This window comes from Priestia flexa, from assembly GCF_021441905.1.
Lineage (GTDB): Bacteria > Bacillota > Bacilli > Bacillales > Bacillaceae_H > Priestia > Priestia flexa.
Window position 1 is genome coordinate 62,322 of record NZ_CP090431.1, and the last position, 17,880, is coordinate 80,201.

General features: G+C 38.4%; 14 protein-coding genes. 13 read left to right on the forward strand and 1 reads right to left on the reverse strand.

Annotated features, from left to right (window positions below):
• The first annotated feature begins 83 nt into the window (after positions 1-83).
• The 12 genes from LZP85_RS00300 (at position 84) to essA (ending at position 15,906) form a co-directional block, all read left to right on the forward strand.
• Positions 84-809: a response regulator transcription factor gene (locus LZP85_RS00300; RefSeq protein WP_206782820.1), complete on the forward strand. Its 726-nt coding sequence runs from the start codon at positions 84-86 to the stop codon at positions 807-809.
• Entirely contained in the window at positions 806-2,542 is a 1,737-nt protein-coding gene (locus LZP85_RS00305) for a sensor histidine kinase (protein ID WP_206782821.1), read from the forward strand. The genes LZP85_RS00300 and LZP85_RS00305 overlap by 4 nt, the downstream gene beginning before the upstream one ends.
• Positions 2,543-2,723: 181 nt before the next feature.
• Positions 2,724-3,935, forward strand: coding sequence for a DEAD/DEAH box helicase (locus LZP85_RS00310; RefSeq protein WP_119543409.1), 1,212 nt, complete (start codon positions 2,724-2,726; stop codon positions 3,933-3,935).
• Positions 3,936-4,164: 229 nt separating this feature from the next.
• Positions 4,165-4,488, forward strand: a complete 324-nt coding sequence (locus LZP85_RS00315) for a WXG100 family type VII secretion target (protein ID WP_224840340.1) — start codon at positions 4,165-4,167, stop codon at positions 4,486-4,488.
• Between the two features lie 53 nt (positions 4,489-4,541).
• A complete protein-coding gene (locus LZP85_RS00320; protein ID WP_119543408.1) occupies positions 4,542-5,141 on the forward strand; it encodes a hypothetical protein in 600 nt (199 codons plus the stop codon).
• A 222-nt stretch (positions 5,142-5,363) separates the two neighbouring features.
• Positions 5,364-5,774 carry an SseB family protein gene (locus LZP85_RS00325; RefSeq protein WP_234561914.1) on the forward strand — a complete coding sequence of 137 codons (411 nt, stop codon included), beginning with the start codon at positions 5,364-5,366 and terminating at the stop codon, positions 5,772-5,774.
• 267 nt (positions 5,775-6,041) lie between these two features.
• A complete protein-coding gene (locus LZP85_RS00330; RefSeq protein WP_025907560.1) occupies positions 6,042-6,335 on the forward strand; it encodes a WXG100 family type VII secretion target in 294 nt (97 codons plus the stop codon).
• A gap of 87 nt (positions 6,336-6,422) precedes the next feature.
• On the forward strand, positions 6,423-6,662 hold the full coding sequence (locus LZP85_RS00335) for an ESX secretion system protein YukD (protein ID WP_025907558.1): 240 nt from the start codon (positions 6,423-6,425) through the stop codon (positions 6,660-6,662).
• Between the two features lie 14 nt (positions 6,663-6,676).
• Positions 6,677-8,023 carry a type VII secretion protein EssB gene (essB, locus tag LZP85_RS00340; protein WP_119543407.1) on the forward strand — a complete coding sequence of 449 codons (1,347 nt, stop codon included), beginning with the start codon at positions 6,677-6,679 and terminating at the stop codon, positions 8,021-8,023.
• 11 nt (positions 8,024-8,034) lie between these two features.
• Positions 8,035-12,519, forward strand: coding sequence for a type VII secretion protein EssC (essC, locus tag LZP85_RS00345; protein WP_119543406.1), 4,485 nt, complete (start codon positions 8,035-8,037; stop codon positions 12,517-12,519).
• On the forward strand, positions 12,516-15,428 hold the full coding sequence (gene esaA, locus LZP85_RS00350) for a type VII secretion protein EsaA (protein ID WP_226639394.1): 2,913 nt from the start codon (positions 12,516-12,518) through the stop codon (positions 15,426-15,428). The genes essC and esaA overlap by 4 nt, the downstream gene beginning before the upstream one ends.
• Positions 15,409-15,906, forward strand: coding sequence for a type VII secretion protein EssA (gene essA / locus LZP85_RS00355; protein ID WP_119543404.1), 498 nt, complete (start codon positions 15,409-15,411; stop codon positions 15,904-15,906). The genes esaA and essA overlap by 20 nt, the downstream gene beginning before the upstream one ends.
• Positions 15,907-15,955: 49 nt before the next feature.
• Here the strand turns inward: essA and LZP85_RS00360 are convergent, their stop codons facing one another.
• On the reverse strand, positions 15,956-16,441 hold the full coding sequence (locus LZP85_RS00360; protein ID WP_025907547.1) for a hypothetical protein: 486 nt from the start codon (positions 16,439-16,441) through the stop codon (positions 15,956-15,958).
• 222 nt (positions 16,442-16,663) lie between these two features.
• Here LZP85_RS00360 and LZP85_RS00365 point away from each other — a divergent pair, with 222 nt between their 5' ends.
• Complete coding sequence (locus LZP85_RS00365; RefSeq protein WP_224840348.1) at positions 16,664-17,833, forward strand: endonuclease; 1,170 nt, start codon at positions 16,664-16,666, stop codon at positions 17,831-17,833.
• Positions 17,834-17,880 lie beyond the last annotated feature (47 nt).

The following is a 17,880-nucleotide window of genomic DNA, read 5'->3' on the forward strand; positions in this document are numbered from 1 at the left end:
AATATTTTCCAATAATGTTAATCTTTTCGTAATGTTGCTATGATAAAATCGAAAGCGGATGATAAGATAAAGAGGTGACTAAGATGAATGAAGCATCTATTTTATTAGTAGATGATGAGGTGGCCATTGTGAAAATGATGGAAACGGTACTAAATAAAGAGGGCTTTCAACATATATATAAAGCGCATACTGCTAAAGAGGCACTAGACCTATTACAGAAGCATTCAATTGATATTATTTTATTAGACGTCATGTTACCTGATAAAAGTGGCTTTGATATTTGTCCTAAAATTCGGGAGTTATCAAACGCCTATATTTTATTTGTAACAGCAAAAGTATCGGATTTAGATGTATTAACTGGATTTGCGATTGGGGGAGACGACTATGTGACGAAGCCGTTCAACCCATTAGAAATTGCAGCTCGAATTAAAGCAAGGTTACGACGGAAAGAAGCACTTCTCGAACAACCGAAGCAAGGCCAATCTATTTCAATGGTGAAGCGCTATACGTTTGATCACTTTATAGTAGATGAAACGGCAGGCGAATTAATTGTGAATGGAAAGGTTGTAGCTTGTCCAGCTCAGGTCTTTTTGTTGCTGCTTCATTTTTGTAAAAACGTCAACATTGTATTATCTAAGTCACAGCTTTTAGAAGCGGTCTGGGGATACAATCAGTTTGTTGATGAAAACACAGTCACTGTTCATATTCGTAGGATTCGAGAGCGAATTGAAGAAAATCCAGGAAACCCAAAGCATCTTCTTACCGTACGAGGACTTGGGTATAAGCTGGTCCGTGGAAAAACATCGTGAAATCAATTAAAAGAAGACTAACCTTCCATTTCTCTTTTCAGTTTATTTCCCTGTTTATTTGCATATTACTGCTATTATGCGCAGCGTTTTTTATCCTTGCTTTTTATCTTTCAAACGAAGAAGTTAAACATGACTTTCCTTCAGGTACTCTTAGCCTTCTGGTGACAGATACGGAAGTTACAGAAAATCATGCAGTGATACCAGAAAAAATTCAAAAGCAAATTGTAAAAGAAAATATGTGGTATCAAGTTATTAATGAAAGTGGAAAGGTCATTGGTGAAGTGAATACTCCGAAAGGTTTTCCAGATAGATACTCAGTAGCTGAACTTGTACAAATGGAAGAAACAAAGAAAATAAAAGAGTATCATCTTGTTACTTCGTTTGAGAAATTCTTTGATGTACCTTCTTACTATGTTCTAGGGTATGAAAATGACTTACGGGATGAATTACAGAATATCTATGATAAGTATCAAGGGAAGCTGCCGAATGAAAAAGAACAGAAGGATATTACGCAGGAAATAGTGAAAAGCGATGCGAGTTTGCAAATTTTAAATTCAACAGGCCATATCGTTGTTTCATTTGGAGAAGAACGAGAAGTAAGATATCGTCCCTTAGAGTTAATCGGTCGTAAGTTTGAACCAGGTAAATATGATACAATCACCACTAATTTTTATGATAAAAAGACCGGGTACACGTGGGTTTTCCATACTCCTAATCGCCAGCATACGGATATTGTGAATGCATCTGTTATTAAACAAATTATTATTGTAGTTATTGTCATCGCAGTCACTGTACTATTTGCCACGATTGCGTTTGCCGTATGGAATGCTTTTCGATACGGAGGTCCGCTTTTATTGTTTACCAGCTGGCTTGAAAGAATGGGAAATGGTAACTATTCTGAAGTATTAACAGATAAAGAAAAAAAGCGTGTATTTCGTAAAAATGGAAAGGTTCGATTTCAATACCGGTTATATGAAGAAGTCATAAAAGCTTTCTATAAGATGGCAGAGAAGCTAAGCGCCGCTGAAAAAGAGCGAACAAAGCTTGAGTTGACGCGGGAGGAGTGGATGACGGGCATTTCTCATGATTTAAGAACGCCAATTTCCACTATTCAAGGCTATGGGCACATGCTTGAAAGCGGCCAATATAAGTGGACAGAAGCAGAGCTGAAAGAAATCGGTGAGACGCTTCGGCAAAAAGGAGAGTATATGGTTGAATTAGTGGAGGATTTTTCGTTAGCCTTCAAATTGAAAAATCAGGCTATTCCTTTAGAGGCTAAACCTTTAGAAATCAATCAATTTCTCCAAAATGTGGTATTGAAGTTTGTAAATGACCGAACGATTCAAGATGTTCACTTTGTTTATCAACCTTTAAATGAGAAGGTTTTGGTGAAAGTAGATAAGCGTTGGTTTGAGAGAATGCTTGATAATATCATTTTTAATGGAATCAAGCATAACCCACCTCACATAACTATTAAGCTATCGATTTCTGTAGAAACAGAATTTATTTCTATAGAAGTGAAGGATGATGGAGTAGGTATGGATGAATCCGTACTAGAAAATCTTTTTGAGCGCTATTACCGAGGAACGAATACAAGTGAAAAAAAAGAAGGGTCAGGTCTTGGAATGAACATTGCCAAAGCGATTTGTGAGCTCCATGGTGGCCATATTGTTGTAAGGTCCGCCCCTGGTGTAGGGACCGCCATTACAATGAAGCTTCCAATCTTAAGATAGTTCCAAGAAAAGAGCATTGAAAATGCGTTGTTTTGACGCATTTTCAATGCTTTTCTTATGAATACTCACGTGAAGCATTGTATTTCAACGAATCAATAGTGTATCATAGGTGGGACTTCTATTGAAGATGAAACGGATGCTTTAGGCATTTATAATAGATGAACGACAAAGGAGAAAAGATATGAGTCAATTTATCGAACAGCTACAGCCGTTCTTGCAAGAAGCGTGGAAGAAGGCAGGCTTTGAACAAGCAATGGCTATTCAAACAAAAGCTATACCAGAAATTTTAAATAAAAGAGATGTAATGGGTGAGTCGCCAACAGGTACTGGGAAGACTCTTGCTTATTTACTTCCAATTTTACATGACCTTAAGCCAGGACCTTCTCATATTCAAGCGGTTATCTTAGCTTCTTCCCATGAACTTGTTATGCAGATTCATGGTGAGATTCAAACATGGGGCCAGGGAAGCGGAATTTCTAGCGCAGCGCTTATCGGTGGAGCAAACATTAAGCGTCAAGTTGAAAAGTTGAAAAAACGTCCTAACCTAATTATTGGAACGCCTGGGCGCATTCAAGAGCTGATTAAAATGAAAAAAGTGAAGATGCACGAAGTAAAAACGATTGTCATTGATGAAGCTGACCAGCTGTTTGTACCTGAACATATTCAAACAGTACAAGGTATTGTTAAAATGGCCCCAAGTGATCGTCAGCTTCTCGTGTTTTCAGCAACGCTATCACAGCATACGCAAACATTAGCTCAGGAATTAATGAATGATCCTCTTTTCGTTCAAGTAACCCGAAATGAACTTCCTGCTCCAAAAGTTGAGCATATGTATATCGTAAGTGAAGGTCGAGATAAAGTAGAAGTACTTCGTAAGCTTGCGCATCAGGGACCAATGAAAGCTCTAGCTTTTTTCAAAGGGATTGAAACGTTATCTATTTTTGAAGAAAAGCTAAAATTTAAAAAGCTGAACGTAGGATCGCTTCATAGTGAAACGCGAAAGCTTGATCGCTCAAAGGTGTTAACGTCATTTCGTAAAGGTGAGTTTCCAATCTTATTAGCAACGGACGTAGCTGCACGTGGTCTTGATATTAAAGAGCTTTCACATGTTATTCATGTGGATATTCCTCAAAGTGTTGAACAATATGTACACAGATCAGGGCGTACAGGAAGATCAGGAGCTGAAGGAACGGTCATTTCACTTGTAACGGAGCGTGAAGAGAGAGAACTAAAACAAATTGCTCGTGAGCTAAAGATTAAGCTGGTAAAGAAAGAATTATATATGGGTGAAATTGTAGCCGAAGGAACGAAGCAAGAGAAACGAGAGAGCTACAAACCAAGAAAGAAGACAAACAAAAAAACATATCAGCATAAACAGACTAAAAAGAAGTAATCCTTTTATTTCCTTCTTGAAAAGAATTTTTGTTGTGATAAAGTAATAAGAGTTTAAAAAGCAACGCCTACAAGCTAACGGGCGTTGTTTTATTTTGGGTAAAAAATCATATAGATACATTATCCTATTATTGAAAATAGTTTAAATGATGCATTTCGTTTTGGATAACCTTATTTTAACATTACTTTAAGAGACTTCTAATAATAAAGGAATAAGGACGTGGGATATTTTGATTGATGCAATGGATGACTTCTTTGGCGATATGGATCGTAATAGGAAGCGAATGGAATATAATCGAGATGTTGAAAAGCTTGAGCTGTATTTGGAGACGGTACAACAAATTATTAATCAATTTGAAGAAATGCTATATGCCCTTCAGAGTGCTCATCAACAGTATACTTCTGAATGGTCTGGCCGTTCGAAAGATTCTTATGAGAATGTTAATAATGAAATCCTACAGGCAGCTTATCGTTTATATGACGTTCGAGATGAGTTATATCGTTCATTGCATCACGAAATGTCAAGACTAAGAGAAGAAGCAGAGGCTATTTAGTAAACTTTTAATATATGAAAATGGAAAATATCCATGGGAAAGAGGGTGTACAAATGGAAATTAAAGTGAACTTCGAAGACTTGGAGCGATTTTCAGAGCGCATTAAGCACTCGAGAGGAGAAGCGGATGATGCTTTGCAGCGTTTAAGTTGGGAATCTACGAATCTGCACTTTTTATCGGTAGCTAACGTTGAGTCTATTCTAAATTTGCAAGAGGAAATCCAGCAGATTATTGGGAAAATTGAATCATTAACTGAAAGTGCGTATACGCTCGTTAGCGAAACAGCTGAAAAACTAAAAGAAGCAGATGAGCTGTCTGGCGGATGGACAGAATTTTGGAGCAACGTGTGGGATGGGGCTACAACAGGGGTTAAGGATACATGGGAAGGCGTTAAGTCTATTTCAGAGTGGGAAACCTTTGAAACAATGCGAGCTGAAATTACTCACCCTTTAGAGACGCTCGACATGATGTGGTCATCCCTTTCAAATTCATGGGAAGAAAAAGTAGCGCACGGTGATTTGCATACCCGTACAGAGTTTTTTACATACGGTGTTATTCAAATGGGTTTAGGCATATTAGGTGGTAAAGGCATTCAAAAAACAGAAGAAGGAACAAACGTAGCTCAGCATAGCGATTTTGCAGGGAATGAATGAAGTGATAAATATTGCGCTCTTTATGAAAAACCTTAACGTAGACTGATCGTTACGGTGTTACAAATAGAGAAACATGCGATTTAATTTATGAAAAATTTGTACAGCTTGAGGTGTGATAAGGTCAAATGAATAAACGAGGAACATACGGTTTGTACGAAAGGCAGTTAACTAGTCAACAGGCTTCTCGGATAAAACCATTTAACGACTTAGAAAATATACAGCATGGAACTGAAAAATATGGGTAGTTCTTTTAATGCCTTAGAAAAAGCTTTAATTGAAGCAATGAAAGATAATCGAGAAATTGGCCATTTTTATGAAGAGCTAATGAAAAGTGAACTGTTATGTATCGAAGTATCAGGAAATGAACAGTCTGTTGATTTTTACAAGCGTGTCCGAGTAATGGAAAAAAATCAAAAACTATATTTACCTGCCTTTTCATCTTATTATCCATTCCAAAAGATGCTATCAAAAGAGAAGGCTGCGGTCATTAAATTTTCTGATTTATTGCAAGAGATAAACGATAATACGGCGATTTTACTAAATCCAGATACTCCACTTTCGAAACTACTTATTCCAGAAGAGTTAAAAATGCTAAAAGAAAATAAGAATCTTTTTAACTATTTTTCATCGTAGTAGAAGCTAACAAATTTCATATTAATTGTTAGCTTTTTCTGTATGATAAATGAATATATTTCCAGTATATAGGTATAATTGTCTCTGTTTATGCCATATTTACTGTGATAAAATTCATTGTTTTATGAGGTTTATTGTCATTTTTTAGGGGTATACGTAGATATATATTCTTATTTTTTCTAGTTTTTACAAGTTCTCTTTGACCTTCAACCCTATTTTTTCTTACAATTAAAGTAAATCTATAACGATACATAAGGAGAGAAATCGATGTCAGGAATCATTCGTGTTACTCCAGCAGAACTTCGTGAAATGGCTGCTCGCTATAATAATGAAAGTGGGCAAGTTCAAGACCTAGTTGGTCGCCTTGATATGATGAGAAATCAGTTACAAGATATGTGGGAAGGTTCTTCTAGCCAAGCATTTATCGCTCAATATGAAGAGCTAAAGCCATCTTTCGTAGAAATGTCGAATCTGTTAAACAAAATTGCTAAACAGCTTGATGATTCTGCAAACGTTCTTGAAGATACAGACAACCAAATCGCTAGCCAAATTCGCGGTTAACTTGCTCATATAGAGAGTGATAAGATAAAAAGAGCGCCCCATTTTTTTAGATGACGGCGCTTTTTCTATGTTTTGAGGTGAGATCATATGTATATTGAAGTGACCATCGATCTAAAACACTATACGGGTGAGCGGTTTGATTTAAGACTATCAGACTATCATTCTGTAAAAAAAGTGATTGAAATTGCATGGCAAGCTAAAAAAATTTCAAGCACACCAAAAGAAGGATATTGGGTTCGCGTTCCAAATAAAAACCTAGTATTTGCAGGCCATCAAAAACTAAATGAATGTGGCATTTCGAGCGGTGATTGCATTGAAATTCTTTGAAGGAGCTTACTAAAATGGCAGAAAAGAAACCAACTTACTTAGAAAGCTTATTGGAAGCGTCTATTATTCGTGACAAAGAAGAAGGCTATACATTTATCTTCCAAAAAGAAAAGATAAAGCTAAATGATGGCATAGAAGTTGATATGTTAAAAGAGATGCACTCGGATTTCACTCGTGAAATCATCGTAAGTGAAGACGAGCTTCACGTGAAAATTCAGCCATCAGAAGCGTTTGTTCCATTTTCTTTTTTTAAGAAAAAGACGGAAGAACAAAAGTGGCAGTTTGCTTATCAGCTTGTAAAATCTATACAAAATCATAGTTTTACAAGATTTCATCTCGTGGTTTGTCCAGAAAACTTAATGTTTGACGCAAGTTTAACACCTGCTTTCTTACACTATGGAATTAAAGAAAGCATTCCACCATATGAATATGATCCGGCTCGTGAGCTAGTGGAAGTAAAAGCGACAATTGCTTCACTTGTTGATTCCAAATATAGCTTTATTCAGTATTTAAAATTGCATGAAACGATTCAGCTATCAGAGGTTGCTTCTAAATTAATAAATGCTGACGACTTAAATGAGCTTTTAACTATTATTAGACAACAGCTAACGACAGTAGAAGAAGTGCGAAAAACAGTTGTAACCGTCCCGAAGAAAAAGTGGACCATCTTTCGCTTTGCATCAATTGGCGTAACGGTGCTCTTAGTTCCTGCTTTAATTTATACGTTTTATTCCACGTTTTTCTTACAGCCAAAGCAAGAGGCATTCGTGAGTAGTAATGAAGCTTTTTTACAGCAAGAGTATAGTGGGGTTATTGAGCAGCTGGAAGATTATAAAGTAAAAGAAATGCCCAAAGTTGTTCAGTATGAGCTAGCTCTAGCTTATTTAACGAATGAGTCATTAAGTGAAGAACAAAAAGAAGTCATTCAAAATACGGTTACGCTTCAATCAGACGATAAATATTTAAGCTATTGGATTCATATCGGTCGAGGTGAAAATGAGCAGGCTTTAGAAGAAGCACGCTTATTAGAAGATCGAAGCTTGATTTTATACGGTCTTTATAAATATGAAAATCAGTTAAAAGCAGATGAAAGTCTTGCAAGCGATGAAAGAAAAGAGAAATTAGATCCAGTTCAAAGTGAAATTGAAGAGCTTGAATCACAGATTGAAGAAGAGGAAAAGCAAGCTGAAGAGTCAGCTGAAAATGAGCAGCAGGAGAACCAAAAGCAGTCTGAGCCTGCAGATAATAAGCAGGAAGAAGATAAGAAGCAGTCTGAAAAAGAAGTTGAGCAAAATAAAGATGACAAAGCAGATGAAAAGCCTGCTCCTAACTCAGATTCGTCGGATAAACCGGCATCCTAGGAGGTGGACAGATGAGCATTTTATGGGTTTTTAGCGGAACGACTTATCAGCAACTGCCGATTAACTTTGATAACTTTCGCCAAGCAACTGTAGGTAATAGTTCGAAAGAGACGGTGACTTTTTCTTCCTATCCATTTGAAAAAGGAGTCGTTACTATATCGACAACAGAAGATCAAAGAGTAGTTATTTCTCAAGGTGATAACGAACTGAGTCAACTGAGTTATTACGACTCTATCACCCTACAAGAAAGTAATCAAGAACTTCGATTTGTGCTGAGTCCTGCAAAGCTGCAGGAAGATACGTACTATATAGATTATTATCATGAGGTCAACTTCTCAACCGTTGACGAGACAGCAGATGTATATCAGCCCAACAAGAAGCTAGTTGTACATAATAGCAAGGAATTTTCTTTGCTGAAAGTTAAAGCAACATGGCGAATCGTTCCAAAAGATGGTGCCGTATTTGTAAACGGCCAGCGTATTTCAAGTGTGACCAAGCTGAAGCTTGGCGATGTGATTACATGGGGTGCGGTTACAATTGAATTACTTGAACATGATTTATTAAAGGTTCATCGTTTTGATGAGTTTTTTACGAAGCTTCCTAAGTCGAAACAGCCTATTTCTGAAATGAAAAAAAAATATCCTGTTTATCGCCGTACGCCGCGGATGATTTATGAGCTGCCCGATGAAAAAGTGCATTTATCGTTCCCAGCTCAGGATGGCGATGATAACAACCGAAGCCTGTGGCTAACAATCTTGCCACCGCTTGTTATGCTTCTTGTTATGGGGACCGTAGCACTTATTCAACCGCGTGGAATCTTTATTATTATTTCTGTGATGATGTTTACGACGACGCTTGTTGTCTCAACAGTGCAATATTTCCGAGATAAAAAGCAGCGTAAAAAGCGCCAAGAACGTCGTCGCCGTATTTACACGCAGTATTTAGAAAATAAGCGAACGGAGCTTCAGGAACTAGCTGAATCGCAAGGAAAAGTGCTTCATTACCATTTTCCAACGTTTGAGCGAATGAAGTATTTAACCAATCATATCTCTGACCGTATTTGGGAACGAACGCTAGATAGTAGCGATTTTCTTCAAATACGTCTTGGTACCGGGACAGTACCCTCTAGCTATGAAATTTCCTTAAATACAGGAGATATGGCTAATAGAGAAATTGACGATCTGCTTGAACAGTCCCAGCACATGGAAAAGGTATATCGTGAAGTTTCTCAGGCGCCAATCACTGCGAAGTTAGAAAACGGAGCCATTGGTTTAATTGGTAAATCGAAAACAGTTAAGCGTGAGCTTCATCAGTTAATTGGTCAGCTTGCTTTTGCTCATAGCTATCATGATGTTCGCTTTATCTTTATCTTTGATGAAAATGAATATAAGGATTGGGAATGGATGAAGTGGCTTCCGCATTTTCAACTGCCTCATTCGTTCGCCAAAGGCTTTATTTATAATGAAAAAACAAGAGACCAGCTTTTATCCTCTATTTATGAACTGTTGCGCGAAAGAGACTTGGATGAAGAGAAAGGCAACGGTGTGTTTTTACCTCACTTGGTATTCATTGTTACGAACCAACAGCTTATTACAGATCACGTAATCTTAGAATATCTAGAAGGGGAGCATCCGCATCTTGGCTTCTCTACAATCTTTGGAGCTGAAACAAAGGAAAGTTTATCGGATAATGTTCACACTCTTATTCGTTATATTAATGAACAAGAGGGAGACATTTTAATTCAAAAGAAAAAGGCAGTTAATATTCCATTTCAGCTTGATGAACACCGTAATGAGGATAATGAAGCGTTCGCTCGCATGCTGCGAACGCTAGATCATCAAATGGGAATGACTAACTCTATTCCAGACAGCGTGTCCTTTCTGGAGTTATTCCAAGCAAAGGAAGTGGCTGATCTGCCAATTGAGAGAAACTGGCATACGAATGAGTCGGCCAAGTCATTGGCTGTACCAATCGGTCTAAAAGGAAAAGAGGATCTGGTTGAGCTGAATCTACATGAAAAAGCGCACGGTCCACACGGGTTACTAGCTGGAACAACAGGTTCAGGTAAAAGTGAATTTTTACAAACGTATATCCTATCGTTAGCTGTCAATTTCCATCCTCATGAAGTCGCATTTTTATTGATTGACTACAAGGGTGGAGGAATGGCACAGCCGTTTAAGAATATGCCACATTTGCTTGGAACCATCACGAATATAGAAGGTAGTAAAAATTTCAGTACGCGTGCCTTGGCCTCCATTAAAAGTGAGTTGAAAAGACGCCAGCGCTTATTTGATCAGTACGAAGTTAATCACATAAATGACTATACAGACTTGTATAAGCAGAGAGCTGCTGAAGAGCCGCTGCCACACTTATTCTTAATATCAGACGAGTTTGCTGAATTAAAAAGTGAAGAGCCAGAATTTATTCGAGAGCTTGTCAGCGCCGCTCGTATTGGACGTAGCTTAGGCGTTCACTTGATCTTGGCCACACAAAAGCCAGGTGGAGTTATCGATGAGCAAATTTGGAGTAACGCAAGGTTTAAAGTAGCTCTAAAAGTACAAGACGCAACAGATAGTAAAGAGATTCTAAAAAATGCTGATGCGGCTTCGATTACGGTGACAGGTCGAGGTTATTTACAAGTTGGTAATAACGAAGTATACGAACTGTTCCAATCTGCTTGGAGCGGAGCACCATATCAACAAGATGATGTGTATGGAACGGAAGATGAAGTGGCCATCGTAACAGACTTAGGGCTAATTCCACTCTCTGACGTATCATCACAGCAAACGAAAAAGAAAAGTGCTCAGCCGGAAATCGCCGTGATTGTAGAAAGAATTGAAGAAGTTCAACATAATTTAGGAATTAATCGATTAAGAAGCCCATGGCTCCCTCCGCTAGAAAATCGTTTATATCGCTCTGCTTTCCAAACAGGAGAGAGGGAGAAATTCTATATTGGCCTTGTAGATGAGCCTGAAAAACAAAGCCAAACGCCATATGCATACGAAATGATGGAAGATGGCAATATCGGCGTATTTGGTTCATCGGGCTATGGAAAATCATTCACTGCGATGACGCTTATGCTTAGCTTCGCTGAGCGCTATCAGCCAGATGAGCTACACTACTATATCTTTGATTTTGGAAATGGTACGCTGCTTCCATTACGCCAGCTTCCGCACACTGCTGATTATTTCTTAATGGATGAAGGACGTAAGATTGAAAAGTTCATGAAGATTATTAAGCACGAGCTATCCGAGCGCAAGCAGCTATTCCAAGACACAGAGGTTAGCAACATAAAGATGTATAACCGAATGGCTCAAGAGAAGCTTCCGCTTATCTTTATCACGATTGATAATTTTGATCTTGTAAAAGAAGAAATGCAAGATTTAGAGATGCAATTTACGCAGCTTGTCCGTGACGGCCAGTCGCTTGGCGTATATATGATTTTTACGGCAACGCGAATTAACTCTGTGCGCCAGTCGCTTATGAATAACTTAAAAACCAAGGTTGTTCACTATTTAATGGATAGCTCAGAATCATACACAATCTTAGGACGCATTCCTTATGCTCTAGAAGCAATACCTGGTCGTGCGGTTATTAAAACGGATACGTCTTATTTTTCACAGATGTTCCTGCCCGCTGAAGGTGAGGATGACTTCGCGATTCTTGATAACATCAAAAATCAAGTTCAGGTTCTGAAAGAGAAATATGCAGGTATTGAATTACCAGAACAAGTGCCAATGTTACAACCTAAACTTGTACTGCATGAGTTTATGACGGATCACCGTATCGTACGAGAAAGTGGTGTTATTCCGCTCGGATTAGATGAAGAGTTTGTTCGTCCAGTGCACTTAAACTTAATGAAGAACAAACATTGTCTCGTGCTGGGGCCGACACAAAAAGGAAAAACAAACGTCCTTAAAGTGATGCTACAAACTTCTCTTGTGCAGGGGATTCGTCAAATTGGTTTATTTGATGCAATCGATCGTGGCCTTTCATCTTATGCCACGGAAGATGAAATTGTATACATTGAGACGAAAGAGCAAATTATGCAGTGGATAGAAGGAGCGGAAGCAAAGCTGCAAAAACGAGAAGAGCGCTATTTAGAAGCCATTCATGATGGAACCGTTGGTGACTTAACATTTACACCAATACTTCTTATGATTGATGGGTTTGGACGATTCCAGCAAACCATTGATACCTTGATGCAAGATCGCATTACAAAGCTTATTAAAAACTATAGTCATGTTGGCTTTAATATTGTTGCATCAGGAAGTCAAAATGACTTCTCTAAAGGCTTTGATGTATTAACCACTGAAATGAAGCAAATACGCCAAGCCGTTTTATTAATGAAAAAATCAGAGCAAAACCTGATTAACCTAAACTATGATCGCAAAGAAGCAGATGTAAACCCAGGGTTTGGATATTACGTAAAAGACAATAAAGCGACGCGTATTCAAATTCCCTTATGTATGAGTGAAAGGAAGGTTCTAATATGACGGAACAGCGAAAATATACGCTTAAAGTAATCGTAGCTGTCATTTTCATCTTAGGGTTTCCTTCCCTTTTCTTTCAATATATTGGTGATAACCCACTGAAAGTAACTGAAAATGCAACAAGAACCATCGCTGTTGTAAATGAAGATATTGGTGTGGAGGAAGAAAAAGGTGAAGAGCCTATTCGTTTTGGACAACGAGTGGCAGCCATATTAGATAAGGATTCAGATTACGATTGGACGGTCCTAAGTCGAAGCGCAGCTACAAATGGATTACAAAGTGGTAAATACGATGCGGTAATTTATATTCCATCGAACTTCTCAGAGAATATTTTGACGTATGACCAAGAGAAACCTCAGAAAGCCACTTTCCAATATAAAGTTCAAAATCAATTGAATGCAGTTAACAAAGAAAAAGTCGTTCGTGAGCTAGAGGATGCGACGGCCAAAGTAAACAATGATATGTCTTCTCTTTATTGGAGCTATGTATCGCAAGAAGTTGAAAAGGTTAGAGGTCAGTTTGATAAGATTTTAGAAAAAGAGATTGCTTTCCAAAACACAATGGTAGCTTTCTATAAACCTAATTCTAAAAATCTAGCTGGTGAAATTGATGACCAAAAGAAAATTCTTGAGCAAATTCAAACAAATGTAAAAAGTGCGGAAGAAGGCTCAAGTGAACGTAAAAATGATGTGCAGCAGGTTGAAGAAAACCTGACAAATTTTATTAAATACGTTGAAGAATACAAAATGTACCAAGAAAAGCAAAAAGAAATGCTGTTAAAAGCTCAAACGGAAAGTGTGGGCGATATTCAAGAAGGAATCGCGATGATTTCTGAAGGACAAAACGGCGATCGCGAGCAGTTTGAAAGTGAAGCAGGGAAAGTGTTTGGGAAGCTTTCAAACGTTCAGCAGCAAATCGATGAAAACAAGCAAATTGCTGATAATCTGCAGGAAGCGACAGAAGATAAAACGTCTGGACAGCGGGACGAACTCAATCGTTTAAATCAGGATTTACTCAGCCAGTACAGCCAAGTAACTGAGCAAACAACGCTAAACGAAGTACAAAGCAAGCTGTCCACGCTTCGAAAAGAGCTAGAGATAGCACCTTCAAAAGAAGAAGAGGGTGAGACCTTACCACCAATAGAAGATAATCCGGTAATTCCAGAAGAAGAAGAGGGTGAGACGCCGTCAGAAACTGGCGAAGAGTCTCCTACAACAGTTCCTGTTGACTTAGAGAGTCAACGTCAACAGCTTCAAGGGATGAAGAACGATCTTCAAGCGTGGAGTGAGAATCTTGCTGCTTTACCAGAAGAAGAGCAAAATGAAGGCGTGGCCGATACGCAACAAAAGATTGCAGACTTTTCTACACGCTTACAAGGTGTAAGTGACCAGTTGGAAAACGTAACGGTTGAAGTTCCCCCATCAAACAACAATGACAATGACGGAAAAGAAGAACTTCAAAAGCAAATTCAAGAGCTGTTAGCTGTCAACGAAGCGCTAAGAGAACGCGTAGCGCAGTTAGAAGAAATAAATAATCAGCCTAATGGTGACGTGCAAACCGTTGTTAGCATGATTACTGATAAAGAAGATAAAATTTTATCCTCAAGTCAGCTATCTGAAAGCAGAAAACAAAAGTTGGCTGAACTATTTGCTCCAGGTATTCAAACAGAGAATATGTCAAAGCTTCTCCAATATTATGGGGATCTTTCACAGTATGAGTTAGCCTTAAGTCGAGGAAGTAACGAAGATCTTCAAGACGCTGTGCTGCAAAATGAAGGCACGCGTCAGCGCATTCAAGCAATTCTTTACGGAGATGAGCAGCCAAGCGTTATTCGCAAGCAGCTGCAAAATAACTTATTATCAACAGCAGAAGGAATAGATTCATTCTCTTCATCTATTCAACAGTTTACTGATTCTTATGGCCAGCTAATTGAAGGGGAGCAAGCATCTATTGTTGAAAGCTTATCAGCTCTTCAAGAAAAGGCAGGATCAATGAATGAAACGCTTCAAAGCGTAGCTTCTGAAAGTGCAGTTGAAGCTCCAACACAAGAGAATGCAGACGTTTCAAGTCTTATTACTCTTCAAAAGAGTATGGGTCAAGAGCTAAAAGGAATGAATGATTTGATTTCAACTCTTGGTGAACGTCAATCAAGCGTTGTAGAGTATACGGGTGAACTGCAGGAGAAAGTTAACGAAGTACAGGATCAAGCGGATACGCTTAATAACAAATGGTCACAAAACGTAGATTCAACGAAGCTTGTGCGTGGCCAAGTATATCGTCTATTAAACAACACGTTAGTAGATGGCCAAAACAATGATTATGTCTATGACTACCTTGCAAATCCGCTACAGGTAAGCGGTGAGGTACCAGCAGAAAAGACAAAGACTGTTCCACCTGTTGTACTTCTTGTTATTATCCTTATCAGCAGTTTATTAATAGGATACTTTAGTCACTACTACAAAAACGCGCCTCTTCTTGTAAGAGGATCATTATTCGGACTACTGGTGATGATTGTTGGTTTAATGATTAGTACATTCAGCTTAAATATTTACTCACTGTCAGGAGAAAGAGCAATGGAATGGTCTATCTTCACGATTGTACTATTACTATTAGCTTCAACTCTTGTAAGAGGAGCCTTCTTAATCGGTAATTTCGTAGGTTGGATTGTAACAGTGCTGATGATTTTATTCTTTATCACGCCGCTATTAAATCTAGCAATGCCAAACTTCAATTACGAAGATCCGGTTTCAAAAGTATATATGTCAATTCAGTACGAAACGACTTCTCTATTTGCAGAAGCGACTACTATTCTGCTTGGACTAACTGCTGTGTTAACGGTTATTCCGTTTATCATTCGTATGCTGACATCTAAGGATAAACAAGCAGAGAGTGATGAAACGTATGAAGCATAATATGATAGGAAGAATCGCACTTTTAGCGGTTCTTCTCTTTCTATCTACTTCAAACGTATACGCAGCGAATGACACGCAAACACAGGTGCAAAATCTAGCACCCAATATTTTTCAAGATGAGCAAATAAAGCTCAATCCCGATTCTCTTGGTCAAACGAAAAGAGAAGTAGAAAACATTCCTGAGGAAATAAGAGGAATCCCATTTACTGATGAAGAGAAAAAGCCTTCGTTAAAAAGCTCTTTATTTTTAAATGATTCAACAACAAACCACTCCATTCAATCTCAAGTTAATAAATATGGTTTGTTCACTTCAACTGAGTCACCTGTTCAGTCTTCCTCAGTACAAGATGTACCGGAGGAAACAGGATTAAAACTACAGTGGGTGTATATATTGTTGATTGGAATTGGATTAGTTTTATTATTTACGGTGCTTATTCCAAAGTTAAAACCAGCTCAGATAAATGGGCAGAATGAATAAAAGACGCTGCGTTCTTTTATTAAGAACGCGGCGTCTTTTCATTTATAAATTAATCTCGCAAGCGGCTAAATCCTTCATCCATTAGATAGTCTTCTGCTTCTTCATATGATTCAAACGCAGCTTCTAAATTCAATCCAGCATAAATGTTCCATAGTGAATCTTCATGTACCAGTAATAACGTAGCTCCTTCGGGACCGTGCCAGCGCTGCTCGCGGCCGTCTCCGATTACAGCCTCTTCAATCATTTCGTGCTCAGGGCGGTGAGAAAGACTATTGATTGACTGCTCGATAATTGTACGCAGCTCTTCCTGTGAAAACTCACGGATATTCACAAGGCCTTTATCATTTGTGTCATAGCCAGAAAGGTGACCAGCGTATACAAATCCGTTTCCATTTGGGTGCAAGTGATACACCACATTCTTTTTATCATAAACACTTTCATTGTATTGAAAATTTACGCGTCCAAGCGAAACGTCTTTACGCTCTAGTTCAGAGAAAGACGTAATAACGGATAGTTTTTCGTCAAAAGTAAGCATTCAGTAACCTCATTTCAAATTAGACTGTCTAGTCTATGATTTCTATATTCGGTTGATTATATCACACTTCATTTGGAAGAAGCAGACCTTTTCTATGAGAAGAAAGACTTGTAAAGAAGATTGATTCCTTTTCCCTAGAAAATTTAACAAATTCCTACAAAAATTTTAACGTTTGAAAACTATAATAAAAAGAGTCAAATAATAATTCCATAGGGGGAAATGATGTTGAAGAAAAGTTCTGCTCCTTTGTACAAGGTGTTGTTTCTAGTTACTTTATTAGTAGCGCTAGTTATTAGCGGCCTGCCACTGCAGCACCCGAAAGCTGCAACTGCAATCAGCGTCTCACAAGCCATTTCGTCGCAAAATAATTCCATTCAAACGGTAGAAGGATACGTTGTGGGGCAACCAACTGGCACCACTACAGTTGTAACGAGTAATTATCCAAATGACTATGCACTAGCAATTGCGGATACGCCAACTGAAACTAATCCATCTAAAATGCTTTATGTTCAAATCCCGTCTACGTTTCGTTCAGGATTTGGACTACAAACAAATCCAACGCTAAAAGGAAAACAAATTGCAGCGACTGGAAACTTAACAGCTTATTTTTCACACCCAGGCTTAAAAAATGTAACGATGATGTCAAAGGAAACAAGCGGCACGACGGATCCAACTGAACCAACAAATCCACCCGCTTCATCTGTTGAAGAGTATTATTCACCTGCTGAAGGAAAAACGGGGACTGAATTAAAATCAGCATTACATAACATCATTGATGATCATACAGAAATTTCATACTCAGCAGTATGGGATGCACTTCGTAAAACAGATGAAGATCCTACTAATTCTAATAATATTATCTTACTTTATACAGGGCGTTCTCAAGGGAAGTTTACAAACGGATCAGGTTCAAATGATTGGAACCGAGAACACGTTTGGGCAAAGTCGCATGGAGATTTTGGAACATCAATGGGAGCAGGAACTGATATTCACCATTTACGTCCAACGGATATGTCAGTTAACAGTACGCGTAATAATTTAGATTTTGATAACGGTGGCAAAGAGCATACTGAAGCGCTTGGCAACTACTATGATAGTGACTCTTGGGAGCCTCGCGATGAGGTAAAAGGTGACGTGGCCCGTATGCTATTTTATATGGCTGTTCGTTATGAAGGTGATGTAAGCGATGAGCCGGATTTAGAGTTGAATAATGTGGTAAACAACGGAAGTGCTCCGTACCATGGTAAGCTGTCAGTGTTGTTACAGTGGCATCAACAGGACCCTGTAGACGCTTCTGAGCGACGTCGTAATGAGATTATTTACTCAGATTATCAGCATAACCGAAATCCATTTATTGACCACCCTGAATGGGTAAGCGCTATTTGGAATTAATAAGATAAGAAATCAGCGCATGACTCCTCATGCGCTGATTTTATTTT